18 protein-coding genes are annotated in these 23,479 nt (G+C 62.7%); 9 read left to right on the top strand and 9 right to left on the bottom strand.

All coding sequences use genetic code 11. The features are described 5' to 3' along the window. Positions 1-8: 8 nt before the first annotated feature. Positions 9-878: an isocitrate lyase/PEP mutase family protein gene (locus ACNFBR_RS12125; RefSeq protein WP_416735120.1), complete on the bottom strand. Its 870-nt coding sequence runs from the start codon at positions 876-878 to the stop codon at positions 9-11. A gap of 383 nt (positions 879-1,261) precedes the next feature. On the opposite strand from ACNFBR_RS12125, the gene ACNFBR_RS12120 reads away from it, so the two are divergent. Then, on the top strand, positions 1,262-2,713 hold the full coding sequence (locus ACNFBR_RS12120) for an MDR family MFS transporter (protein ID WP_416735119.1): 1,452 nt from the start codon (positions 1,262-1,264) through the stop codon (positions 2,711-2,713). 83 nt (positions 2,714-2,796) lie between these two features. On the opposite strand, the gene ttgR is transcribed toward ACNFBR_RS12120, so the two are convergent. Continuing rightward, on the bottom strand, positions 2,797-3,429 hold the full coding sequence (ttgR, locus tag ACNFBR_RS12115; protein ID WP_416735118.1) for an efflux transport transcriptional regulator TtgR: 633 nt from the start codon (positions 3,427-3,429) through the stop codon (positions 2,797-2,799). 257 nt (positions 3,430-3,686) lie between these two features. Here ttgR and ttgA point away from each other — a divergent pair, with 257 nt between their 5' ends. The 6 genes from ttgA to ACNFBR_RS12085 all read left to right on the top strand — a co-directional run bounded on the left by ttgA (position 3,687) and on the right by ACNFBR_RS12085 (position 12,770). Next, the gene (gene ttgA, locus ACNFBR_RS12110; protein WP_416735117.1) at positions 3,687-4,841 is read left to right on the top strand and encodes a toluene efflux RND transporter periplasmic adaptor subunit TtgA; all 1,155 of its coding nucleotides are present in this window, start codon (positions 3,687-3,689) and stop codon (positions 4,839-4,841) included. A gap of 3 nt (positions 4,842-4,844) precedes the next feature. Then, positions 4,845-7,997, top strand: a complete 3,153-nt coding sequence (ttgB, locus tag ACNFBR_RS12105; RefSeq protein WP_416735116.1) for a multidrug efflux RND transporter permease subunit TtgB — start codon at positions 4,845-4,847, stop codon at positions 7,995-7,997. Further along, complete coding sequence (locus ACNFBR_RS12100; RefSeq protein ID WP_416735115.1) at positions 7,994-9,448, top strand: AdeC/AdeK/OprM family multidrug efflux complex outer membrane factor; 1,455 nt, start codon at positions 7,994-7,996, stop codon at positions 9,446-9,448. The genes ttgB and ACNFBR_RS12100 overlap by 4 nt, the downstream gene beginning before the upstream one ends. A 253-nt stretch (positions 9,449-9,701) precedes the next feature. Next, on the top strand, positions 9,702-10,958 hold the full coding sequence (locus tag ACNFBR_RS12095) for an OprD family porin (RefSeq protein WP_416735114.1): 1,257 nt from the start codon (positions 9,702-9,704) through the stop codon (positions 10,956-10,958). A 199-nt stretch (positions 10,959-11,157) separates the two neighbouring features. Continuing rightward, positions 11,158-12,081, top strand: coding sequence for a LysR family transcriptional regulator (locus ACNFBR_RS12090; RefSeq protein WP_416735113.1), 924 nt, complete (start codon positions 11,158-11,160; stop codon positions 12,079-12,081). Between the two features lie 176 nt (positions 12,082-12,257). After that, positions 12,258-12,770, top strand: a complete 513-nt coding sequence (locus tag ACNFBR_RS12085; RefSeq protein ID WP_416735112.1) for a DUF962 domain-containing protein — start codon at positions 12,258-12,260, stop codon at positions 12,768-12,770. Positions 12,771-12,783: 13 nt separating this feature from the next. Here ACNFBR_RS12085 and pcaC read toward each other — a convergent pair whose 3' ends face one another. The 7 genes from pcaC to pcaR all read right to left on the bottom strand — a co-directional run bounded on the left by pcaC (position 12,784) and on the right by pcaR (position 20,919). Further along, a complete protein-coding gene (gene pcaC, locus ACNFBR_RS12080) occupies positions 12,784-13,176 on the bottom strand; it encodes a 4-carboxymuconolactone decarboxylase (RefSeq protein WP_047583944.1) in 393 nt (130 codons plus the stop codon). 10 nt (positions 13,177-13,186) lie between these two features. Continuing rightward, a complete protein-coding gene (pcaD, locus tag ACNFBR_RS12075; RefSeq protein ID WP_416735111.1) occupies positions 13,187-13,978 on the bottom strand; it encodes a 3-oxoadipate enol-lactonase in 792 nt (263 codons plus the stop codon). A gap of 11 nt (positions 13,979-13,989) precedes the next feature. Beyond that, a complete protein-coding gene (locus tag ACNFBR_RS12070) occupies positions 13,990-15,342 on the bottom strand; it encodes a 3-carboxy-cis,cis-muconate cycloisomerase (RefSeq protein WP_416735110.1) in 1,353 nt (450 codons plus the stop codon). Between the two features lie 9 nt (positions 15,343-15,351). After that, complete coding sequence (locus ACNFBR_RS12065; RefSeq protein WP_416735109.1) at positions 15,352-16,641, bottom strand: MFS family transporter; 1,290 nt, start codon at positions 16,639-16,641, stop codon at positions 15,352-15,354. A gap of 201 nt (positions 16,642-16,842) precedes the next feature. Continuing rightward, on the bottom strand, positions 16,843-18,048 hold the full coding sequence (gene pcaF, locus ACNFBR_RS12060) for a 3-oxoadipyl-CoA thiolase (RefSeq protein ID WP_416735255.1): 1,206 nt from the start codon (positions 18,046-18,048) through the stop codon (positions 16,843-16,845). A 336-nt stretch (positions 18,049-18,384) separates the two neighbouring features. Then, positions 18,385-19,731 carry an MFS transporter gene (locus ACNFBR_RS12055; protein WP_416735108.1) on the bottom strand — a complete coding sequence of 449 codons (1,347 nt, stop codon included), beginning with the start codon at positions 19,729-19,731 and terminating at the stop codon, positions 18,385-18,387. Between the two features lie 312 nt (positions 19,732-20,043). Further along, positions 20,044-20,919 (bottom strand): pca regulon transcriptional regulator PcaR, encoded by an 876-nt coding sequence (pcaR, locus tag ACNFBR_RS12050; protein ID WP_416735107.1) that lies wholly within the window; start codon positions 20,917-20,919, stop codon positions 20,044-20,046. A 477-nt stretch (positions 20,920-21,396) separates the two neighbouring features. Here pcaR and ACNFBR_RS12045 point away from each other — a divergent pair, with 477 nt between their 5' ends. Continuing rightward, entirely contained in the window at positions 21,397-21,597 is a 201-nt protein-coding gene (locus ACNFBR_RS12045) for a hypothetical protein (protein ID WP_003259583.1), read from the top strand. 313 nt (positions 21,598-21,910) lie between these two features. Beyond that, a complete protein-coding gene (locus ACNFBR_RS12040; RefSeq protein WP_416735106.1) occupies positions 21,911-23,383 on the top strand; it encodes an inorganic phosphate transporter in 1,473 nt (490 codons plus the stop codon). Positions 23,384-23,479 lie beyond the last annotated feature (96 nt).

Here is a 23,479-nt window from a genome sequence, read left to right as displayed (position 1 = left end):
CCTGCCGGTCACTCTTCGACGCTCATGTATTCCTTGGCCCAGCGGATGTAATCCTCGGGCTGGGTGTAGGTGTGCGACAGTTCGGTGGCACTGAGGTTTTCCGACTTGTTCTGCTGGCCACGCTGCAGCCGCAGGCAGTCGTAGGTGGCCTTGATCGCGGCAAAGTATGCCGCATGGCCATCGACCACGATGCGCACGCCCAGGCGCGCCAGGCGCTCGTCGTCGCGCAGGTTGGGGTTGCCATAGGTGACCAGCATCAGCGGCACGGTCAGGTGCTCGGCAATCTGCTCGAGCTGCTCGAAGTCCTTCACACCCACCATGCAGATGCCATCGGCACCGGCCTTCTGGTAGCTCTGGGTACGCACGATGATTTCTTCGGTGCTGAGCACACCCGCGTTGGTACGGGCAATGATCGACAGGGACGAATCGACCCGCGCCTCCAGGGCCGCACGGATCTTGCCAACCCCCTCTTCGACCGGGATCAGGTCGGTGGACTTGCGCCCGAACTGGGCAGGCAGCAGGGTATCCTCGATGGTCAGTGCGGCCACACCGGCGCGCTCCAGTTCGATCACCGTGCGCATCACGTTCAGCGCGTTGCCATAGCCGTGATCGGCGTCAGCCAGTACCGGCAGCTGCGCGACCCGACCGATACGGGTGGCCTGCTCGACGAACTCGCTGAGGGTGATCAGGGCGAAGTCCGGTGCGGCCAGCACCTGCAACGAAGCGACCGAGCCACCGAGGATACCGACCTCGAAGCCCAGGTCTGCGGCAATGCGCGCCGACATGGGGTCGAACACCGAGGCCGTGTGGAAACAGGAACCTGAAGCGAGCAGCTCGCGGAAGGCAAAACGCAGATCTTGATGGGAAGCCTTGGGCATGATCACTCCGCAATTTAAGGTGAAATTCGAACGGTAACTACCGACCCCTGTAATCGGGTCTACCTGACCTGTTCCAACCGTCGCCATCTGGGCGGTCATGCTCGACATGCAGGCAGAGGAATAAAAGGTGTGGGAGACAGCGGCTTGAAAAACCTGCGGCAGAATGTTGCACCAAGCTGGTGCAAGCCGCGGATTTCAGCCTCTGTGGCATACCAACGATATCACGCAGCCATGCAGCACTGGATGAATGCGCCAATGCCGATTCGGCATAGGGGATGCAGATAGTACATAGGAAGCTACCTAACTCAGGTTACAATTCGTGGGCCTCTATTAGAGCGGGCTTGCTCGCGAAGAGGCCGCCATAGACAAAACAAGGTATTCCCGTGACTGCCGCCCTGCCCCCCACCACCCTGCGCAACGTGCTCACTGCCCTGATGCTCGCCATCTTCCTCGGTGCGCTCGACCAGACCATCGTCGCCGTCTCGCTGCCGGCGATCTCGGCCCAGTTCAACGACGTCGGCCTGCTGGCCTGGGTGATTTCCGGTTACATGGTGGCAATGACTGTGGCCGTACCGATCTACGGCAAGCTGGGCGACCTTTACGGCCGGCGCAGGATGATCCTCACCGGTATCAGCCTGTTCACCCTGGCCTCGATTGCCTGCGCCATGGCCCAGGACATGCAGCAACTGGTCATGGCCCGGGTACTACAAGGCATTGGCGCGGGCGGCATGGTCTCGGTGAGCCAGGCGATCATCGGCGACTTCGTGCCCCCGCGCGAGCGCGGCCGCTACCAGGGCTACTTCAGCAGCATGTACGCCGTGGCCAGTGTCGCCGGGCCTGTGCTGGGCGGCTGGCTGACCGAATACCTGTCATGGCGCTGGGTGTTCTGGATCAACCTGCCGCTGGGCCTGGTCGCCTTGTGGGCCATACGTCGTGCCCTTGGTGGCATGCCGGTGCAGCGTCGCGAGGCACAGGTGGACTACCTTGGCGCCGTGCTGTTGATCCTCGGTCTAGGCAGCCTGCTGCTTGGCATCACCCTGGTCGGCCAGGGCCACGCCTGGACCGACCCGGCCGTGCTGGCGCTGTTCGCCTGCGCCGGACTGGGCCTGGCCTTGTTCATCGCCCACGAGCGACGTTGCCCGGAACCGTTACTGCCGCTCGGCCTGTTCGGCAACCGGGTGGCTGTGCTGTGCTGGGCAGTGATCTTCTTCGCCAGCTTTCAGTCGATTTCCCTGACCATGCTCATGCCCTTGCGCTATCAGGGCATCACCGGCGCCGGTGCCGACAGTGCCGCCCTGCACCTGCTGCCGTTGGCCATGGGGCTGCCCATGGGCGCCTTCACCGGCGGGCGCCTGACTAGCCGGACCGGGCGCTACAAGCCGCAGATCCTCGCCGGTGCGCTGCTGATGCCAGTGGCCATTTTCGCCATGGCACTGACGCCGCCGCAGTCGACGTTGCTCAGTGCACTGTTCATGCTGCTGACCGGCATTGCCTGCGGGCTGCAATTCCCGACCTCGCTGGTGGGCACGCAAAGCGCGGTGGCCAGCAAGGACATCGGCGTGGCCACCAGCACCACCAACCTGTTCCGCTCGCTGGGCGGGGCCATGGGCGTAGCCTGCATGTCCAGCCTGTTGCTGGCGCTGCTGCACCAGGGTGGTTTCGAATTGCTGGGTAACCCGTTGCTGGGGAGTTTGAAGGCCGGTGAGGTGGACCTGGTGACGCAGGTGCGGTTGACGGAGGCGTTCCAGCAGCTGTTGATGGGGAGTGCGCTGATCGCCGTGGTGGGATTGTTCGCGGCATTTGCGTTGCCTGACCGACAGCTGCGTGGCCATTGAGAGTTTGGGACCGCACGGCGGCCCCGTTTTAATCCCCCGTTAACACAAAGGGGAAACACTCCCTCACAATCCTTAACAAAGTGTCATTTGCGCAGCGCCGGGCTCAAGCGCAGCATATCCAACCCGGTGTCGACCCATTTTTCGACATCACCCAACAGATCGACACTGTCAGGCAGCAACAGCCAGCGCCCGATCAGGCCATCGACATAGGCAAACATGGCCACCGCCGCGCGCTCGACATCCAGCTCGCCAGGCAACTGGCCCCGGCGTACGGCATTGGCCAACGCCAGGGTAATGCCCTTGTGGCAATCCAGCACCGCACTCTGGCGCTGCTGGCGAATTTCACACATGTCATCGGTGAACTCGCACTTGTGATGCAAGATTTCATTGATACGCCGGGTTCGGGCATCGAGCACCAGCTCGTTGAACACCTGCAACAGCAGTTTGCGCATGCAGCCAAGCGGGTCGAGTTCGTCCTCGCTTTCGCTCGCCCGCGCCAAATGGTCATGGGTCTCGTGCAGGCTGTCGAGCAACGCCTGCACCAGCTCGGCCTTGTTGTTGAAGTGCCAGTAGATAGCCCCGCGCGTCACACCCGCCAGTTCGGCGATGTCGGCCAGGGTGGTTCGCGCAACCCCGCGCTTGTAGAAGGCCTTTTCCGCCGCCTCGATAATCTGGGCGCGGGTTTCCTGGGCTTCTTCTTTGGTTCGACGGACCATGGCAGTACAACCTCATCTGGCCCGAACGCACAACGCGAACGGGGAACGCTCCGGGGCACCTCTGCAGGGTACCTCGCGGATAAGCTGATCAAGGGGTGTGGGAGTACCTGAGTACAACCCAGCGGTATTTACAAACAACCATGAATGTAAGTATATTCCTTAGCAAGCTATTTATCCACCGGATAGCAATTTTTCCAGATCAAGATCTCTTCCATTACTCTTGAGCGTCTCCCTGCTCCAGCGACCCGAGGATCCTCATGCAATTCAAGCCAGCCGTTACCGCTCTGGTTTCCGCCGTCGCCCTGGCAACCCTGCTCAGTGGCTGTAAGAAAGAAGAAGCAGCGCCAGCGGCGCAGGCTCCTCAGGTCGGCGTCGTGACCATCCAACCCCAAGCCTTCACCCTGACCTCGGAATTGCCGGGGCGCACCAGTGCCTACCGCGTCGCCGAAGTGCGCCCGCAGGTCAACGGCATCATCCTCAAGCGCCTGTTCAAGGAAGGCAGTGAGGTCAAGGAAGGCCAGCAGCTGTACCAGATCGACCCTGCCGTGTACGAAGCCAACCTGGCCAATGCCCAGGCCAACCTGCAGGCTACCCGCTCGCTGGCCGAGCGCTACAAGCAACTGATCGACGAACAGGCCGTCTCCAAGCAGGAATACGACGACGCCAGTGCCAAACGATTGCAGGCCGAGGCTTCGCTCAAGAGTGCACAGATCGACCTGCGCTATACCAAGGTCCTGGCACCGATCAGCGGCCGTATCGGCCGTTCTTCGTTCACCGAAGGTGCACTGGTGAGCAACGGCCAGGCCAACGCCATGGCCACCATCCAGCAACTCGACCCGATCTACGTCGACGTTACCCAGTCCACCGCCGAGCTGCTCAAGCTGCGCCGTGACCTGGAAAGCGGCCAGCTGCAGAAGGCCGGCGACAATGCCGCCTCGGTCCAGCTGGTGTTGGAAGACGGCAGCCTGTTCAAGCAGGAAGGCCGCCTGGAGTTCTCCGAAGTCGCGGTCGACGAGACCACCGGCTCGGTCACCCTGCGCGCCCTGTTCCCCAACCCCGATCACACCCTGCTGCCAGGCATGTTCGTGCATGCGCGGTTGAAGGCCGGGGTCAACGCCAACGCCATCCTGGCACCGCAACAGGGCGTGACCCGCGACCTGAAAGGCGCACCGACCGCCCTGGTGGTCAACCAGGAAAACAAGGTCGAGCTGCGTCAGCTGAAGGCCAACCGTACCCTGGGCAGCGACTGGCTGATCGAGGAAGGCCTCAACCCAGGTGACCGCCTGATCACCGAAGGGCTGCAATACGTGCGCCCGGGCGTCGAGGTGAAGGTCAGCGAAGCCACCAACGTCAAGAAGCCCGCCAGCCCTGATCAGGCCAACGCGGCGAAAGCAGACGCCAAAGCGGAGTAAACCATGTCGAAGTTCTTTATCGATCGCCCGATCTTCGCCTGGGTGATCGCCTTGGTGATCATGCTGGTCGGGGCCTTGTCGATCCTGAAGTTGCCGATCAACCAGTATCCCAGCATCGCGCCGCCGGCCATCGCCATCGCCGTGACCTACCCGGGCGCTTCGGCGCAAACCGTGCAGGACACCGTGGTGCAGGTGATCGAGCAGCAGCTCAACGGTATCGACAACCTGCGTTACGTGTCGTCGGAAAGCAACTCCGACGGCAGCATGACCATTACCGCCACCTTCGAGCAGGGCACCAACCCCGACACTGCGCAGGTGCAGGTACAGAACAAGCTGAACCTGGCCACCCCGCTGCTGCCACAAGAAGTGCAGCAGCAAGGTATCCGCGTCACCAAGGCAGTGAAGAACTTCCTGTTGGTGATCGGCCTGGTGTCCGAAGACGGCAGCATGACCAAGGACGACTTGGCCAACTACATCGTCTCCAACATGCAGGACCCGATCTCGCGTACCGCGGGTGTAGGTGACTTCCAGGTGTTCGGTGCGCAATACGCCATGCGTATCTGGCTCGATCCGGCCAAGCTGAACAAGTTCCAGCTGACCCCGGTCGACGTCAAGACCGCCGTGGCCGCGCAGAACGTGCAGGTGTCCTCCGGCCAGCTCGGCGGCCTGCCGGCCATGCCGGGCACCCAGCTTAACGCCACCATCATCGGCAAGACCCGCCTGCAAACCGCCGAGCAGTTCGAGAAGATCCTGCTCAAGGTCAACAGCGACGGTTCGCAAGTGCGCCTGGGTGATGTCGCCGAGGTCGGCCTGGGCGGCGAAAACTACGCGGTCAGCGCCCAGTTCAACGGCAAGCCGGCTTCCGGCCTGGCCGTAAAACTGGCTACCGGCGCCAACGCCCTGGACACCGCCAAGGCACTGCGCGAGACCATCAAAGGCCTGGAACCGTTCTTCCCGCCTGGGGTCAAGGCGGTCTTCCCGTATGACACCACCCCGGTGGTCACCGAATCGATCAGCGGCGTGATCCACACCCTGATCGAAGCCGTGGTCCTGGTGTTCCTGGTGATGTACCTGTTCTTGCAGAACTTCCGCGCCACCATCATCACCACCATGACCGTACCGGTGGTGTTGCTGGGTACTTTCGGCATCCTTGCCGCCGCCGGCTTCAGCATCAACACCCTGACCATGTTCGCCATGGTGCTGGCCATCGGCCTGCTGGTGGACGACGCCATCGTCGTGGTGGAAAACGTCGAGCGGGTGATGTCCGAGGAAGGCCTGCCGCCTAAGGAAGCCACCAAGCGCTCGATGGAGCAGATCCAGGGTGCCCTGGTGGGTATCGCCCTGGTGCTGTCGGCGGTACTGCTGCCGATGGCGTTCTTCGGCGGCTCCACGGGTGTGATCTACCGGCAGTTCTCCATCACCATCGTGTCGGCCATGGGCCTGTCGGTGCTGGTGGCGCTCATCTTCACCCCGGCGCTGTGCGCCACCATGCTCAAGCCGTTGAAGAAGGGCGAGCACCACACCGCCAAAGGTGGGTTCTTCGGCTGGTTCAACCGCAACTTCGACCGCAGCGTGAACGGCTACGAGCGCAGCGTGGGCACCATCCTGCGCAACAAAGTGCCGTTCCTGCTGGCCTATGCGCTGATCGTGGTCGGCATGATCTGGCTGTTCGCCCGCATCCCTACCGCGTTCCTGCCCGAAGAAGACCAGGGCGTGCTGTTCGCCCAGGTGCAGACCCCGGCCGGCTCCAGTGCCGAGCGCACCCAGGTGGTGGTCGACCAGATGCGTGAGTACTTGCTCAGCGAAGAAGCCGATACCGTGGCTTCGGTGTTTACCGTCAACGGCTTCAACTTCGCCGGTCGCGGCCAGAGCTCGGGCATGGCATTCATCATGCTCAAGCCCTGGGATGAACGCTCCAAGGAGAACAGCGTGTTCGCCCTGGCCCAGCGCGCCCAGCAGCACTTCTTCACCTTCCGTGATGCGATGGTGTTCGCCTTCGCCCCACCAGCGGTACTCGAACTGGGTAACGCCACCGGCTTCGACGTGTTCCTGCAGGACCGCGGCGGTGTCGGCCACGAGAAGTTGATGGAGGCGCGCAACCAGTTCCTGGCCAAGGCCGCACAGAGCAAGATCCTCAGCGCCGTGCGCCCGAACGGCCTGAACGATGAACCGCAGTACCAGCTGACCATCGATGACGAACGTGCCAGCGCCTTGGGCGTGACCATCGCCGACATCAACAACACCCTGTCGATTGCCCTGGGTGCCAGCTACGTCAACGACTTCATCGACCGTGGCCGGGTCAAGAAGGTGTACATCCAGGGCGAACCCAACGCGCGGATGAGCCCGGAAGACCTGCAAAAATGGTACGTGCGCAACGGCGCCGGCGAGATGGTGCCGTTCTCTTCCTTCGCCAAAGGCGAATGGACCTACGGCTCGCCGAAACTGTCGCGTTACAACGGCGTAGAAGCGATGGAAATCCTCGGGGCACCGGCGCCGGGCTACAGTACCGGTGAAGCCATGGCCGAGGTCGAGCGCATTGCTGGCGAACTGCCAAGCGGCATCGGTTTCTCCTGGACCGGCATGTCCTACGAGGAAAAACTCTCCGGCTCGCAGATGCCGGCGCTGTTCGCCCTCTCGGTACTGTTCGTGTTCCTGTGCCTGGCAGCCCTGTACGAAAGCTGGTCGATCCCGATCGCCGTGGTGCTGGTGGTTCCGCTGGGTATCATCGGTGCACTGATCGCCACCAGCCTGCGTGGCTTGTCCAACGACGTGTACTTCCTGGTTGGCCTGTTGACCACCATCGGCCTGGCGGCGAAAAACGCCATTCTGATCGTCGAATTCGCCAAGGAACTGCACGAGCAAGGCCGCAGCTTGTACGACGCGGCGATCGAGGCGTGCCGTATGCGTCTGCGCCCGATCATCATGACCTCGCTGGCGTTCATCCTCGGCGTGGTACCGTTGACCATCGCCAGCGGCGCCGGCGCCGGCAGCCAGCACGCCATCGGTACTGGCGTGATCGGCGGCATGATCAGTGCGACCGTGCTGGCCATCTTCTGGGTACCCCTGTTCTTCGTCGCAGTGTCGTCGCTGTTCGGCAGCAAAGAGCCGGAAAAAGACGTCACCCCTGAAACTCCACGTTATGAGGCTGGGCAATGACCAAGTCTTTGTTGTCCCTGGCGGTAACCGCTTTCATTCTTGGCGGCTGCTCGCTGATCCCTGACTACCAGACCCCGGAAGCGCCGGTGGCTGCGCAGTGGCCGCAAGGCCCTGCGTACTCGCCGACGCAATCGGCGGATGTTGCGGCCGCCGAACAGGGCTGGCGCCAGTTCTTCCACGACCCGGCACTGCAACAGCTGATCCAGACCTCGCTGGTGAACAACCGCGACCTGCGCGTCGCGGCGCTGAACCTTGACGCCTACCGTGCGCAATACCGCATTCAGCGTGCCGACCTGTTCCCGGCGGTTTCGGCCACCGGCAGCGGCAGCCGCCAGCGCGTCCCGGCGAACATGTCGCAAACCGGCGAATCTGGCATTACCAGCCAGTATTCGGCCACCCTGGGCGTCAGCGCCTACGAACTGGACCTGTTCGGCCGCGTCCGTAGCCTGACCGAGCAGGCCCTGGAAACCTACCTGTCCAGCGAGCAGGCCCGTCGCTCCACGCAAATCGCCCTGGTGGCCAGCGTGGCCAACGCCTACTACACCTGGCAGGCCGACCAGGCCCTGTTCAAGTTGACCGAAGAAACGCTGAAGACCTACGAGGAAAGCTACAACCTCACCCGTCGCAGCAATGAGGTTGGCGTGGCGTCGGCACTCGACGTCAGCCAGGCGCGCACCGCCGTGGAAGGCGCCCGAGTCAAGTACTCGCAGTACCAACGCCTGGTCGCCCAGGACGTCAACAGCCTGACCGTGCTGCTGGGCACCGGCATTCCTGCCGACCTGGCCAAGCCGCTGGAGCTCAACGCCGACCAGCTGGCCGAAGTACCGGCCGGCCTGCCGTCGGATATTCTCCAGCGTCGCCCGGACATCCAGGAAGCCGAGCACCTGCTCAAGGCCGCCAATGCCAACATTGGCGCGGCCCGCGCAGCGTTCTTCCCGAGCATCAGCCTGACCGCCAACGCGGGCAGCCTGAGCCCCGACATGGGTCACCTGTTCTCGGGCGGCCAGGGCACCTGGCTGTTCCAGCCGCAGATCAACCTGCCGATCTTCAACGCCGGCAGCCTGAAGGCCAGCCTGGACTACTCGAAGATCCAAAAGGACATCAACGTCGCCAAGTACGAAAAAACCATCCAGACCGCCTTCCAGGAAGTCTCCGATGGCCTGGCGGCGCGCAAGACCTTCGAAGAGCAGTTGCAGGCCCAGCGCGACCTGGTGCAGGCGAACCAGGACTACTACCGCCTGGCCGAACGCCGCTACCGCATCGGGATCGACAGCAACCTGACCTTCCTCGACGCCCAGCGCAACCTGTTCAGCGCGCAACAGGCACTGATCGGCGACCGTCTTTCGCAGCTGACCAGCGAGGTCAACCTGTACAAGGCGCTCGGCGGTGGCTGGTACGAGCAGACCGGGCAGGCCAACCAGCAGGCAGCGGTGGAAGCACCGAAAGGCTGATTGAGTTTGTAGCAGCATCAAGCCCACCTTCACGGTGGGCTTTTTGTTTGTCGGTACCTAAAAGCTATTAACCAACCGGAACATTCTGTTCGATTATCGCCCCGTTCCGTTTGCGGCGAATTGCCTCCCCCCGCCCAACCCCGCACCATCCCCCCACGCAACGTTGCCCAAGTTCATCAAAAAAGACCCGCACCTGCCGGCTCGATCCAGCAGTGCACCGGCTCGCCCCATAAAAACAAGAGATCCACGACAGATGAGCACTTTGCAACCCGCACGCCAGCTGCTGCCCGGCCTGTTGGCCATGTCCTGCGCCCTCCCCGTATTCGCCGCCAACGAAGGTGGTTTCATCGAGGACGCCAAGGCCACCCTCAACCTGCGCAACTTCTACATCAACCGCAACTTCGTCGACCCGGCCCACCCCCAGGGCAAGGCCGAGGAATGGACGCAAAGCTTCATCCTCGACGCCCGCTCCGGTTTCACCCAAGGCGCCGTGGGTTTCGGTGTGGACGTACTGGGCCTGTACTCGGTCAAGCTCGACGGCGGCAAAGGCACCACCAACACCCACCTGCTGCCCGTGCATGACGACGGCCGCCCAGCCGATGACTTCGGCCGACTGGGTGTGGCGCTGAAAGCCAAGCTGTCCGAAACCGAGCTGAAAGTCGGTGAATGGATGCCGGTACTGCCGATCCTGCGCTCGGACGATGGCCGCTCGCTGCCGCAGACCTTCCGTGGAGGCCAGCTGACCTCCAAGGAAATCGCCGGCCTGACCCTGTACGCCGGCCAGTTCCGTGGCAACAGCCCACGCAACGACGCCAGCATGGAAGACATGTCGCTGAACGGCAAAGCCGCGTTCACCTCCGACCGGTTCAACTTCGGCGGTGGTGAGTACACCTTCAACGACAAGCGCACCATGATTGGCCTGTGGGATGCCCAGCTCAAGGACATCTACCGCCAGCAATACCTCAACCTGACGCATAGCCAGCCCCTGGGCGACTGGACCCTGGGCGCCAATCTGGGCTACTTCATCGGCAAGGAAGACGGCGCCGAACGTGCCGGCAAGCTGGACAACCGCACCGCTTCTGCCCTGCTTTCGGCGCGCTACCAAGGCCACACCTTCTACGTTGGCCTGCAGAAGGTCAGCGGCGACGACGCCTGGATGCGGGTCAATGGCACCAGTGGCGGGACCTTGGCCAACGACAGCTACAACTCCAGTTTCGACAATGCCAAAGAGCGTTCCTGGCAGGTTCGCCATGACTTCAATTTCGCCACCGTGGGCGTACCCGGCCTGACCCTGATGAACCGCTACATCAAGGGCGACAATGTCACCGTGGGCAACGTGGACGATGGCAAGGAATGGGCACGGGAAACCGAACTGGCCTATGTGGTGCAGTCGGGCAGCTTCAAGGACCTGTCGGTGAAATGGCGCAACTCCACCATGCGTCGGGACTTCAGCACCAACGCGTTCGATGAGAACCGGTTGATTGTGAGCTACCCACTGAATCTCCTTTGAATGCTTCGCGGGCACGCCCGCTCCCACAGGATCGGCACAGTCTCAAGATCTTTGCCAATCCTGTGGGAGCGGGCGCGCCCGCGAATGGGCCAGAAGCAGCAAAATAACCAAAAGACATAAACAAATCTTTAAAGCTTCTTTGACGATATAAGCTGCAGCCGCTTGAATAGAGCCCTGATCCCCGCCCCAGAGCCGTGACATGGACCTCCGCCAGCTGCGCTACTTCATCGCACTCACCGAATACCGCAGTTTCGTCCGTGCCGCCGAGGCCATGGGCATCACCCAACCCGCCTTCAGCCGCGCCATCCAGAACCTGGAACACACGTTCGGCTGCCCGCTGGTCGACCGTGCCAGCAAAGCCCTGCCACCTACGCCAGAGGGCCAGGTAGTGCTGCAACATGCCAGGCGCCTGGTGCAGGGCGCTGCGCAGCTGAGCAACGAAGTGCTGCAAATGACCAAGCTCGACGCCGGCGAGCTGCACTTTGGCAGTGGTCCGGCACTGGCCGTGCGCCTGGTGCCCGATGCCCTGCGCCACTTCATCGAGCGCCACCCGGGCATCCGTACCTCGCTGCTGGTGGATAATGCCGAACGCCTCGGCCAGGCGCTGCGCCGTGAACAGATCGAGTTTTTCGTCGACGATATTCGCCCGTTCGAAGCCGACCCCAACTTCCACACCGAACCTTTGTCGCCCCGCCCCGGCCTGTTCTTCTGCCGCCCGGGCCACCCATTGCTGGCCAAGGACAGCCTGTCGACCAACGATCTGTTCAGCTACCCTTTGGCCAGCGCCCTGCTCGACCCCGGCGTACGCAAACGCCTGGCCAACCTCAGTGGGCGCAGCGATTTCACGCCGCACCTGCAGACCGAGCACCTGGCCATACTGCGCAGTGTGGTGCAGGCCAGCGATGCGATCGGCACGGCCAGCGAGGAGGCCGTGGCCGACGACCTGGCCGCGGGTAGCTTGGTGCGCCTGCATTGGCGCAACCTGCCCCCGGCCCTGGAGGTACTGAGCGTGCGCTGCGGAGTGGTCAGCCGCAGCGGCTACCGGCTGACGCCGGCGGCGCGGGCGATGATCGAGACGTTGGTCGGGCTGGATATGCCAGTGCGGGCTGCTGCCATTCGCTGAGCTGATGATGCTGGTGGCTGCGGGCTATCCTGAGCTATATCAGTTGTCTGTCCCGGCCCTTTCGCGGGTAAACCCGCTCCTACAGGGTTTCGTGGATCCCTGTAGGAGCGGGTTTACCCGCGAAAGGGCCGGGACAAGCAATACACCCCGATCAGGAAAACCAGGGAGGCACAATAATGAAAAACCTCGTCGACCACCTGAGCCAGTACGCCAGCTACCACCGCGATCCACGCAACATCGCCACCCACTTCGTCGGCATCCCCATGATCGTGCTGGCAGTCACCATCCTGCTGTCACGCCCAGGTTGGGAGATAGCCGGCATGTGGCTCTCCCCTGCCCTGCTGGCAGCGGCGGCGTCGGTATGGTTCTACCTGCGCCTGGACCTGCGCTTCGGCCTGGTGATGGGTGTGTTGCTGGGGCTATGCCTGTGGGTCGGCCAGGTGCTGGCGGTGCAGGCGACTGCGCTGTGGCTCAGTGCCGGGCTGGGGGCGTTCGTGCTGGGCTGGGTTATCCAGTTCGTCGGCCATTATTACGAAGGCCGCAAACCAGCCTTCGTCGACGATGTCAGCGGCCTGATCATCGGGCCGCTGTTCGTCGTGGCCGAGGCCGCTTTCATGCTGGGCCTGTGTCCGGCCCTGAAGCGCGCCGTCGAAGCCAATGCCGGCCCAGTGGTCGCACGCTCTGTGTAAACGCGCGTAGCAATCAGCTACGCGACTCTACACCCAGCTCGTCCCACACCGACTCCGCCAGGTGGAAGGTGGCATTGGCTGCCGGAATGCCGCAATAGATCGCGCTCTGCATCAGCACTTCCTTGATCTCGTCGCGGGTTACGCCGTTGTTGGCCGCCGCCCGCAAGTGCAGTTTCAACTCGTCGTTGCGGTTCATGCCGATCAGCATGGCGATGGTGATCAGGCTTCGGGTATGGCGCGGCAGGCCCGGGCGGGTCCAGATATCACCCCAGGCGTGGCGGGTGATCATTTCCTGGAATTCGCCGTTGAAGTCGTTGAGCTTCTCCAGGCTGCGGTCCACATGGGCATCGCCAAGCACCGCACGGCGCACTTGCATGCCGGCGTCGTAACGTTGTTTCTCGTCCATGGCGTTGTCCTCAGTGAGCCAGCAGGAAGTCGAGCACGCGGCGGCTGAAAGCCTCGCCAATCTCGACGTTGGACAGGTGCGCCGCCGGGAAGTCGACGTACTCGGCACCTTTGATACCAGCCTGCATGAAACGGCCATGCTCAGGGGTGGTGACCACGTCTTCGGTACCGGCAACGATCAGCGCGGGCACCTGGATGCGGCCCAGTTGCTCACGGTAATCAGCATCACGCACTGCTGCGCAGTTACCGGCATAACCTTGCGGGCTGGTTTGCGCCAGCATCTGGCAAATGCGTTGGGCTTGCTCAGGCTGGGCCTGAGCAAAGCCTGGAGTGAACCAGCGGGCGATGGAACCATCGCGCAGGTCGACCATGGCCTGCTGGCCGCCCTTGAGCACGGTGTCGATACGGGTGTTCCACACTTCGTCGTTGGCGATCTTCGCGGCGGTGTTGCACAGGGTCAGGCTGCGCAGGCGCTCACCGGCATTGATGCCCAGCCATTGGCCGATCAGGCCGCCCATCGACAGGCCGACAAAATGGGCCTTTGGAATATCCAGGCCATCGAGCAGGGCCAGCACATCGCGGCCCAGCTGTTCGATGGTGTATGGGCCTTCAGTCACCAGCGATGCGCCGTGACCACGGGTGTCGTAGCGCAGCACCCGCAAATGCTGGCTCCACAGCGGAATCTGGGTGTCCCACATGCCCAGGTCGGTACCCAGCGAGTTGGACAGGACCAGCACCGGGGCGTTTTCCGGGCCATCGATCTGGTAATTCAAAACGCCATCGGCCAGTTGCAAATGCGCCACAGCGGTCTCCTTCAGGCAGTGAAACGTTGATGTTCGGACACGGCGCGCGCCACCCAGACGCGGGCCTGGCCCAGGTAATGGGCAGGGTCGAGCAGGCGATCGAGTTCTTCGCCAGACAGCTCGGCGCTGACCTGCGGCTCGTCACCCAGCACAGCACGCAGGTGCCGCTGCTCGGCCACCGCGCGCTGGCAGCATTGCTCCAGCAAATGGTGAGCACGGTCGCGGCCCAGGCGTTGGGCCAGGACGATGCTCACCGCTTCGGCCAGCACCAGGCCCTGGGTCAGGTCGAGGTTGTGGCGCATGCGCGCGGCATCCACCTCCATGCCCTCGGCAATTACCTGGGCCTGGCGCAGGGCGCCAGAAACCAGGCAGCAGATATCCGGTAGGGTTTCCCATTCGGCATGCCACAGGCCGAGGCTGCGCTCGTGCTCCTGGGGCATGGCGGCAAACAGCGTCGACAGCAGGCCTGGCACGCGGGTGGCAGCACCGATCAACACCGCAGCACCCACCGGGTTGCGCTTGTGCGGCATGGTCGAAGAGCCGCCCTTGCCTGGCGCAGAAGGTTCGAACACCTCCCCCGCCTCGGTTTGCATCAGCAAGCTGACATCGCGGCCGAATTTGCCCAGGCTACCGGCAACCAGGCCGAGTACCGAGGCAAACTCCACCAGGCGGTCGCGCTGGGTGTGCCAGGGTTGCTCGGGCAGGGTCAGCTTGAGCTGCTCGGCCAGCGCTTCGGCCACCGGCAGCGCCTTGCTGCCCAAGGCCGCCAGGCTGCCCGAGGCACCACCGAACTGCAGCACCAGCAAGCGCGGGCGCAATTCCTGCAGCCGTTGACGGTGGCGGGTCAAGGCGCCCAGCACACCGGCCAGTTTCATGCCCAAGGTCACCGGGGTGGCATGCTGTAGCCAGGTGCGGCCGACCATTGGCGTATCGGCATGCTTCAAGGCCTGCTGCGAAAGGGTATCGGCCAGCTTGCCGAGGTCGGCCTCGATCAAATCGAGGGCATCGCGCAACTGCAGCACCAGGCCCGTGTCCATCGCGTCCTGGCTGGTGGCACCCAAGTGTACGTAGCGCTCGGCCTCAGGCACGCCAGTGGCGATCACCTTGCCCAACGCCTTCACCAGCGGAATCGCCGAATTGCCAGCGGTGGCGATGGCATGGGCCAGGGCGCCAGCGTCGTAACGCTGGGCCTGACATGCCGCCTCGATGGCCGCCACGGCACTGTGCGGGACCAGCCCGGCAGCGGCTTCGGCCCGGGCCAGCGCCGCTTCGAAGTCGAGCATGCCCTGCAGGCGGCCACGGTCGGAGAAAATCTCGCGCATGGCCGGCGCGGTGAAGTAGGCGTCGAACAGTTGGTTGCTCATGCAGCGTCCTTAGTCATCATGGTGCAGGTAGGCCGCCTGCTTCGGCAGACGCAGGCTGAACAGGAAGGCGATCGCCATCATTGCCGTCACGTACCAGTAGAAGGTGTTTTCCATCCCCAGGGTTTTCAAACCCAGGGCCACGTACTCGGCCGAACCACCGAATGCCGCGTTGGCCACCGCATAGGCCAACCCCACACCCAGCGCACGCACCTGCGGCGGGAACATCTCGGCCTTCACCAAGCCACTGATCGAGGTGTAGAAACTGACGATACACAGCGCCAGGGTGATCAGCACGAAGGCCATGAACGGGCTGCTCACGGTTTTCAGCGCCATCAGCAATGGCACGGTGAACAGGGTACCCAAAGCGCCGAACAGCAGCATCGAATTGCGCCGGCCGATGCGGTCGGACAGCATGCCGAAGAACGGCTGCAGCACCATGAACAAGAACAGCGCGCCGGTCATTACGTAGCTGGCGTTTTTCGCCGTCATACCGGCGGTGTTGACCAGGTACTTCTGCATGTAGGTGGTGAAGGTGTAGAAAATCAGCGAGCCCCCAGCGGTGTAGCCCAGCACGGTGATGAACGCCGCCGCGTGATTGCGGAACAGGCCACCGATCGAACCGGCATCCTTGTCATTGCGGGTTTCGGCGCTGCTGGTCTCATGCAGCGAGCGGCGCAGCATTAGCGAGATCAGTGCGGCGATGGCACCCACCACGAATGGAATGCGCCAGCCCCAGGCCCGCAGTTCATCTTCAGTCAACAGTTGCTGCAGGATCACCACCACCAGCACCGCCAGCAACTGGCCGCCGATCAAGGTGACGTACTGGAACGAGGCGAAGAAACCGCGCTGACCGCGCAGGGCCACTTCACTCATGTAGGTGGCGGTGGTGCCGTATTCGCCCCCCACCGACAGGCCCTGAATCAGGCGGGCCAGCAACAGCAGCGCCGGGGCCCAGGTGCCGATGCTGGCATAGGTGGGCAGGCAGGCGATCATCAGGGAGCCGAAGCACATCATCAGCACCGAGATCATCAGGGAATTCTTGCGACCGTGGCGGTCAGCGAGGCGGCCGAAGATCCAGCCACCGATGGGGCGCATCAAGAAGCCCGCGGCGAACACACCTGCCGTGTTCAACAGCTGCACGGTGGGGTCGTCGGAAGGGAAGAAGGCCGGGGCGAAGTAGATCGCGCAGAAGGCGTAGACGTAGAAGTCGAACCATTCCACCAGGTTGCCTGATGAGGCACCGACGATAGCGAAGATGCGCTTGCTGCGTTCTTCGCCGGTGTAATAGGTTGAGGTCATGACGGTTTTACTCCTGGAGGGTCCTAGGTAAGTCTAGACATACCTGGTAACACACTCGTTCCGCTATCAGGCTGGCAATTGGCCTTGTGTCTAACAGGTCCGGCCTCTTCGCGGGCAAGCCCGCTCCCACAGGTTCCCGTTGTGCAGTGGGCAACGATCATCCTGTGGGAGCGGGCTTGCCCGCGAAGAGGCCAGTACAGGTCAAACCCGTTCGATGGCCAGCGCCAAGCCTTGGCCAACGCCCACGCACATGGTTGCCAGGCCCTTGCGCCCACCACTCTTCTCCAGCTGGTGCAATGCAGTCAGCACCAGGCGCGCACCACTCATGCCCAGCGGGTGACCCAGGGCGATCGCGCCACCATTCGGGTTCACCTGCGGCGCGTCGTCGGCCACACCCAGCTCACGCAACACCGCCAGGCCTTGGCTGGCAAACGCTTCGTTAAGCTCGATCACATCGAAATCACTCACCGCCACACCCAGGCGCTCGGTCAGCTTGCGTACCGCCGGCACTGGACCAATGCCCATGACACGCGGGGCAACGCCGCCGCTGGCCATGCCCAGTACGCGGGCTCGTGGGGTCAGACCGTGCTTTTTCACCGCGGCGGCCGAAGCCAGGATCAGTGCCGCGGCACCGTCGTTCACGCCCGAGGCGTTGCCGGCGGTGACCGTCTTGTCCGGGCCATTGACCGGCTTGAGCTTGGTCAGCGCCTCCAGCGTGGTTTCCGGGCGTAGGTGCTCGTCACGGTCAACGATGATTTCGCCCTTCTTGTGGGCGATACGCACCGGTACGATTTCTTCGGCAAAGAAGCCCGCCGCCTGGGCAGCAGCGGCCTTCTGCTGGCTGCGCAAGGCGAAAGCGTCCTGGTCGGCGCGCGAAACCTGGTAGTCGTCAGCCACGTTGTCAGCGGTTTCCGGCATGGTATCCACGCCGTACTGGCTCTTCATCAGCGGGTTGATGAAACGCCAGCCGATGGTGGTGTCTTCCAGCTTCATGTTGCGCGAATAGCCACTTTCCGCCTTGCCCATGACGAACGGGGCACGCGACATCGACTCTACGCCACCGGCAATCACCAGTTCCATTTCGCCACTGGCAATGGCGCGGAAGGCGGTACCGATGGCATCCATGCCCGACGCGCACAGGCGGTTCAGGGTGACGCCTGGGATGCTTTCCGGCAGGCCGGCCAGCAGCAGCGCCATGCGTGCCACGTTGCGGTTGTCCTCACCAGCCTGGTTGGCGCAGCCGAAGAACACTTCGTCCACCTGGCCCCACTGCACGCCAGGGTTGCGCTCGATCAGCGCCTTCAGCGGCACGGCTGCCAGGTCGTCGGCCCGCACGCTGGCCAGGGCGCCGCCGAAGCGGCCGATTGGGGTGCGGATGGCATCACAGATGAATACGTCGTGCATCAGGCTTTCTCCTGCCACTTGGCCATGGGCTGCGGCGGTACGGGCTTCGAGGTCACGCGGGGCGGACAGCTCGACTTGGGTGGGTTCGGTAATGGTCTGCACGTGGCATTTGGAGGCTCCTGGTCAGGGTGCTTCGGTGGCCCCAGATTAAGGAGACTGGCGGGTAGCTTTCAATTCGATAATCGACTATTTGTGCGGTTATCGAACCATTTGTTGCTTAACTAACCATTGAGCACCGCGTGGGGTTCTTCGCAGCGCAAGGCTGCTCCTACAGAAAGCGACACCGTCCAGTAGGAACAGCCTTGCGCTGCGAATGGGCCGCAAAGCGGCCCCCGCTCATCAGGTCGCGTCCGCGTGGCTCACCAGCCCTTTCACAACCACCCCCACGGTCGCCAGTGCCGCCGGCACCAGCAGCGCCGTCAGCACCTGCTCGAAGTTCCAGCCCAGGCCCAGCAGCGTCGCGCCACTCCAAGCCCCGAGAATCGCGCCGAAGCGGCCAATACCCAGCATCCACGATACCCCCGTGGCCCGGCCCTGGGTCGGGTAGAAGCGTGCCGCCAGCGAAGGCATCGCCGACTGCGCACCGTTCACGCACATGCCGGCGATCAGCACCAGCGTGGCCAGCACGGTAATGTTGCCCAGGCTCTGCCCCACGGCGTAGGCGAACACCCCGGCCAGCAGGTAGAAAATACCGATCACCTTGTGCGGATTGAAACGGTCCATCGCCCAGCCCACACCCACTGCACTCAGCACCCCGCCAAACTGGAACAACGCGCCGATGAACGCGGCCTGCTCCATGCTCGCGCCGCTGTCACGCATCAGCGTTGGCAACCAACTGGTCAGCAGGTAGACGATCACCAGGCCCATGAAATAGGTCAGCCATAGCAACACGGTGCCCAGGCCGTAAGTGCCAGAGAAGATCACCGCAAACACGTTACGTGCAGCCACCGCCTTTTGCTCCGGCACGCTGAAGCTGCCTGCCTCGGCCACCAGGTGCGGCGCAATCGGCGACAAGGTCTTGCGCACCTTGTCGGTGCCACGGTTGCGTACCACCAGGAACCGCGCCGACTCCGGCAGCCAGATCATGAGCACCAGTGCCAGCAGCAGCGGCAACACGCCACCGATCACCAGCAAGCTGTGCCAGCCATAGGCCGGGATCATCTTGGCGGAAATGAAGCCACCCCCCGCCATGCCTAAGTTGAAGCCACAGAACATGCTGGTCACCAGCAGCGACTTGAGGCGTTCGGGGGTGTATTCAGACAAAAGCGTGGTGGCATTGGGCATGCCTGCCCCCAGGCCCAGCCCGGTCAGGAAGCGCAGGACCAGCAACTGGTCGACGTTGGTGGCGTAGGCCGAGGCCAGGCTGAAGCCGCCGAACACCAGCACCGCCCCCACCAGCACGCCTTTGCGGCCGAAACGGTCAGCCAGCGGCCCGGAGCCCAGGGCGCCAAATACCATGCCGATCAACGCGGCACTCATGACCGGGCCGAGGCTGGCGCGGTCGATCCCCCACTCCTGCGACAGGGCCGGGGCGATGAAGCCCATGGCGGCGGTGTCCAGGCCATCGAGGAAGACGATCAGGAAGCACAACAGCACGACCCGCCACTGATAGCGTGACAGCGGCTGTTGATTGATGAACGACTGGACGTCGAGGCTTTTGCCAACGTTGGTTTGCGCTTGGTTCATTGTTGTTATCCAGAATGTGGGGCACAGCCAGGCCACTGCACGCGGCTAACCGGTACAAGATGGCGTTGATGGGGGAATGTGGCCTGCGTCAGCCTGGATACAACGGGACTGCGTGCGGGTGCGGCCGCAGCAGCGAGGGGACAGTCTTCATGGGTAAGTGCCTCTTATGTTTTTCTTGTTCGGTCGGCATAGCCGACCGTTGCGAGAGACATTAATCAGCGGGCGCAAGTGAAGCAATTCACCCGAAACGACACTGTGCGTTTATCGCACAGGAAACCATTTTCCCTGTTCTATTTTGCGGCCCATGCCAACTCAGCCGAACAACTGATGGCAAAGATCGCGGCTGGCCGCCAGCAAAATCGGCAAGAACCGCTGCTCCAGTTCACTGCGCGTCACCCGCCCGACATGGGTACTCACGTTCAAGGCCGCCAGCACCTGCCCCGACGCGTCATACACCGGCACCGCAATCGATCGCAGCCCCTGCTCCAGCTCCTGATCCACCACGCACCACCCCTGGGCGCGCACCTGCTGGATACAGGCGAACAACGATTCAGGGTCATTCAAGGTCCGGCTGGTGCGTGCCTTCAGGTCGGCACGGTCCAGGTACTCACGCAGGCTGGTGTCGTCCATGGCCGCCAGCAGAATGCGCCCCATCGACGTGCAATAGGCCGGCAGGCGCCCGCCCACCGACAGGTCGACCGAAATCAACCGCTCCACGGTGGCCGAACGCGCTATATAAAGGATGTCGTCACCTTCGAGGGTGGCCATGTTGGCCGCCTCATGCAACTGGTCGCTGATGCGGTCCAGGTACGGCTGGGCAGAAATCGCCAGCGGCGTCGACGACAAGTACGCATGCCCCAGGGTCAGCACTTTGGGCAGCAGCGAGTAAGTCCGCCCGTCGGTGGTGGCGTAACCCAGCTTGATCAAAGTGTGCAGGCAGCGGCGCACTGCCGCCCGGGGGATTTCGGTACGGTGGCTGATCTGGGCGATGGTCAGGTGGCGTTTACGCTCCTGGAACGCCTGGATCACGGCCAGGCCACGTGCCAGGGAGGTCATGAAGTCTGGATCGCCGGTAAAGGCCTGGATGCGCTTGGCCGGGGACGCCACGATCGGCGGCGCCATGGCGGCCGTAGCAGGCCGTGCCGCCTCCGGATTGCCGGAATCGTTGCCCAGGGTTTCGTCACTCATCGCACACCTCAAAAAAAACGCCGGTTCGTGCGATTATCGAACAAACGGCCGATAATCGCAATTGACCGCCGACACTTTTGCTTATACCTTTCTCATGCCACTTGTGGCTTCTTTGGAGAGACTGGTCAGGTACCCACCGTAGAAGTCCCCAGGCAACGGCCTCGCCTTTCGGCGAGGCCGTTTTTCATTGCGCCGCCGCCCCTTCATTGGAGCGAACTTTTATCAGTCATGCCTTTCAAACTTGTACGAAAGGTCCCAACTGCTTCCGAGCACGTTCCACTACTTACGTCAGATGATGTCAGGGTTGGGTAAATAACGATGTTCGGCTAATTATCGGTTGCTATAATCGATTGCGCAGGCCCCCACGCTACCGTGGCAATGGAACCTTCCGCTGTATCAAGCCGTTGCGGCCAGCAAGGCATGTGCATGCTGCACAATGCATAACAACAGTCTTCACACTTAATTCAGGTACTGCATGTGACGAAAGATGAACTGCGCGCAGAACTCGAGCGCCAGGCTGAACGTTACAAGGATGTTTACGGTGGCGAAGTCACCACTTACGCCGCACAACCGGATCCGGAACGCAAACCTTGGCGCAAGCGTGCCAGCGTGCGCGACCAGGCCTTCAGCCAGGAACTGGAACGTATGGAAAAAGAACTGCGCAGCGATACCCCCTGAGCCTCGGGACCACGCCAGCGCGTCGTCGCCCGGCCAGCCCGGGCGCGGTCGATCTTTACTGCCCGGCCGATGATGAAATGGAATTACACAAATTTCATACGGGCGTTTGAATGGTGATGAAACGGCTTTTTCTTCAATTTTCTGCCTGATTTCGCCAGCTTTTGTGCTTTTTAGCCGATATTTACCTGCCTTCACGCCAGCTCATGCACGGCACGCTTACGCCATGAAGATTGCCATCGGTCAGTAGCAAGTGCATCGATTGCCAAGGTTTTCTGGCATAATCCCGCCCCCCTATGACCGCCAGACAACCTTCATGATCGATTTATTCAGCGGACTGGATGCCTGGGTGTTGGTGAGCCTGCTGCTCGCCTTGACCTTCGTACTCGCCTTCGAGTTCATCAATGGCTTTCATGACACCGCCAACGCGGTAGCTACCGTCATCTATACCAAAGCCATGCCACCGCACCTCGCCGTGTTCTTCTCCGGCGTGTTCAACTTCCTTGGCGTTCTGCTCGGCGGTGTCGGGGTGGCCTATGCCATCGTGCACCTGCTGCCGGTAGAGCTGCTGATCAATGTGAACACCGGACACGGCCTGGCCATGGTCTTCTCGCTGCTGGCCGCGGCCATCACCTGGAACCTGGGCACCTGGTACTTCGGCATCCCCGCCTCCAGCTCGCACACGCTGATCGGCTCCATTCTGGGTGTCGGCCTGGCCAACGCTCTGATCAACGACATTCCGCTGGGTGACGGCGTCAACTGGCAAAAAGCGATCGACATCGCCATGTCGCTGGTGGTCTCGCCAATGGCCGGCTTCGCCGTTGCCGCCCTGGTGCTGATCGGCCTGAAGTGGTGGCGCCCGCTGTCGAAAATGCACAAAACCCCCGACCAGCGCCGCAAGCTCGACGACAAGAAGCACCCGCCGTTCTGGAACCGCATGGTCCTGGTCGTTTCTGCCATGGGTGTAAGCTTCGTGCACGGTTCCAACGACGGCCAGAAAGGCATCGGCCTGATCATGCTGGTGCTGATCGGCATCGTCCCGGCCAAGTTCGTGCTCGACCTGAACAGCACCACCTACCAGATCGAACGCACCCGCGACGCCACGTTGCACATGAGCCAGTTCTACCAGCGCAACGCCGCCACCCTGGGCGAGTTCCTGGCACTGGGCAAGGCCAAGGCCAGCGACCTGCCGGAGCAGTTCAGCTGCAACCCACAGCAGACCGAACCGACCATCGCCGCGCTGCAGTCCTCGCTGCAAGGCGTGACCGACTACCACAGCCTGGACGCCGAGAAGCGCGTCGAAGTGCGCCGCTACCTGCTGTGCCTGGATGACACGGCGAAGAAGGTGGGCAAGCTGCCAGGCCTGGAGGCCCGTGAAAAGGCCGACCTGGAAAAGCTGCGTAAAGACCTCACAGCCACCACCGAATACGCCCCGTTCTGGGTGATCGTGGCCGTGGCCCTGGCCCTGGGCCTGGGCACCATGGTTGGCTGGAAGCGTGTGGTGTTGACCGTTGGCGAGAAGATCGGCAAACAAGGCATGACCTATGCCCAGGGCATGTCGGCACAGATCACCGCGGCCTGCGCCATCGGCATGGCCAACGTGTTCGCCCTGCCGGTATCGACCACCCACGTGCTGTCGTCCGGCGTGGCAGGCACCATGGTCGCCAACAAAAGCGGCCTGCAAGGCGGCACCGTGAAGACCATCCTGCTGGCCTGGGTCCTGACCCTGCCTGCCTCGATGGGCTTGGCGGCCGGCCTGTTCTGGCTGGCGTCCAAAGCCATTGGCTGAGTGACACCGCAATAGAAAAAGGCGCCTTCCAGGCGCCTTTTTCGTATCCGTGAACAAGCGCGTCTTTTGTGGGAGCGGGCGTGCCCGCGAAAGGGC

The sequence above is a fragment of the Pseudomonas sp. NY11955 genome (genome assembly GCF_048068035.1).
In the GTDB taxonomy this organism is placed as follows: Bacteria; Pseudomonadota; Gammaproteobacteria; order Pseudomonadales; family Pseudomonadaceae; genus Aquipseudomonas.
Note: the sequence above shows the minus strand (reverse complement) of the source record. Positions and strands in the feature narration are given on the sequence as shown.

What these genes read in the sequence shown, in the direction of transcription:
- ACNFBR_RS12125 (WP_416735120.1), bottom strand. Translation starts at nt 878, where the DNA reads ATGCCCAAGGCTTCCCATCAAGATCTGCGTTTTGCCTTCCGCGAGCTG.
- ttgR (WP_416735118.1), bottom strand. Translation starts at nt 3,429, where the DNA reads ATGGTCCGTCGAACCAAAGAAGAAGCCCAGGAAACCCGCGCCCAGATT.
- ttgA (WP_416735117.1), top strand. Translation starts at nt 3,687, where the DNA reads ATGCAATTCAAGCCAGCCGTTACCGCTCTGGTTTCCGCCGTCGCCCTG.
- ttgB (WP_416735116.1), top strand. Translation starts at nt 4,845, where the DNA reads ATGTCGAAGTTCTTTATCGATCGCCCGATCTTCGCCTGGGTGATCGCC.
- ACNFBR_RS12100 (WP_416735115.1), top strand. Translation starts at nt 7,994, where the DNA reads ATGACCAAGTCTTTGTTGTCCCTGGCGGTAACCGCTTTCATTCTTGGC.
- ACNFBR_RS12095 (WP_416735114.1), top strand. Translation starts at nt 9,702, where the DNA reads ATGAGCACTTTGCAACCCGCACGCCAGCTGCTGCCCGGCCTGTTGGCC.
- ACNFBR_RS12090 (WP_416735113.1), top strand. Translation starts at nt 11,158, where the DNA reads ATGGACCTCCGCCAGCTGCGCTACTTCATCGCACTCACCGAATACCGC.
- ACNFBR_RS12085 (WP_416735112.1), top strand. Translation starts at nt 12,258, where the DNA reads ATGAAAAACCTCGTCGACCACCTGAGCCAGTACGCCAGCTACCACCGC.
- pcaC (WP_047583944.1), bottom strand. Translation starts at nt 13,176, where the DNA reads ATGGACGAGAAACAACGTTACGACGCCGGCATGCAAGTGCGCCGTGCG.
- ACNFBR_RS12070 (WP_416735110.1), bottom strand. Translation starts at nt 15,342, where the DNA reads ATGAGCAACCAACTGTTCGACGCCTACTTCACCGCGCCGGCCATGCGC.
- ACNFBR_RS12065 (WP_416735109.1), bottom strand. Translation starts at nt 16,641, where the DNA reads ATGACCTCAACCTATTACACCGGCGAAGAACGCAGCAAGCGCATCTTC.
- ACNFBR_RS12055 (WP_416735108.1), bottom strand. Translation starts at nt 19,731, where the DNA reads ATGAACCAAGCGCAAACCAACGTTGGCAAAAGCCTCGACGTCCAGTCG.
- pcaR (WP_416735107.1), bottom strand. Translation starts at nt 20,919, where the DNA reads ATGAGTGACGAAACCCTGGGCAACGATTCCGGCAATCCGGAGGCGGCA.
- ACNFBR_RS12040 (WP_416735106.1), top strand. Translation starts at nt 21,911, where the DNA reads ATGATCGATTTATTCAGCGGACTGGATGCCTGGGTGTTGGTGAGCCTG.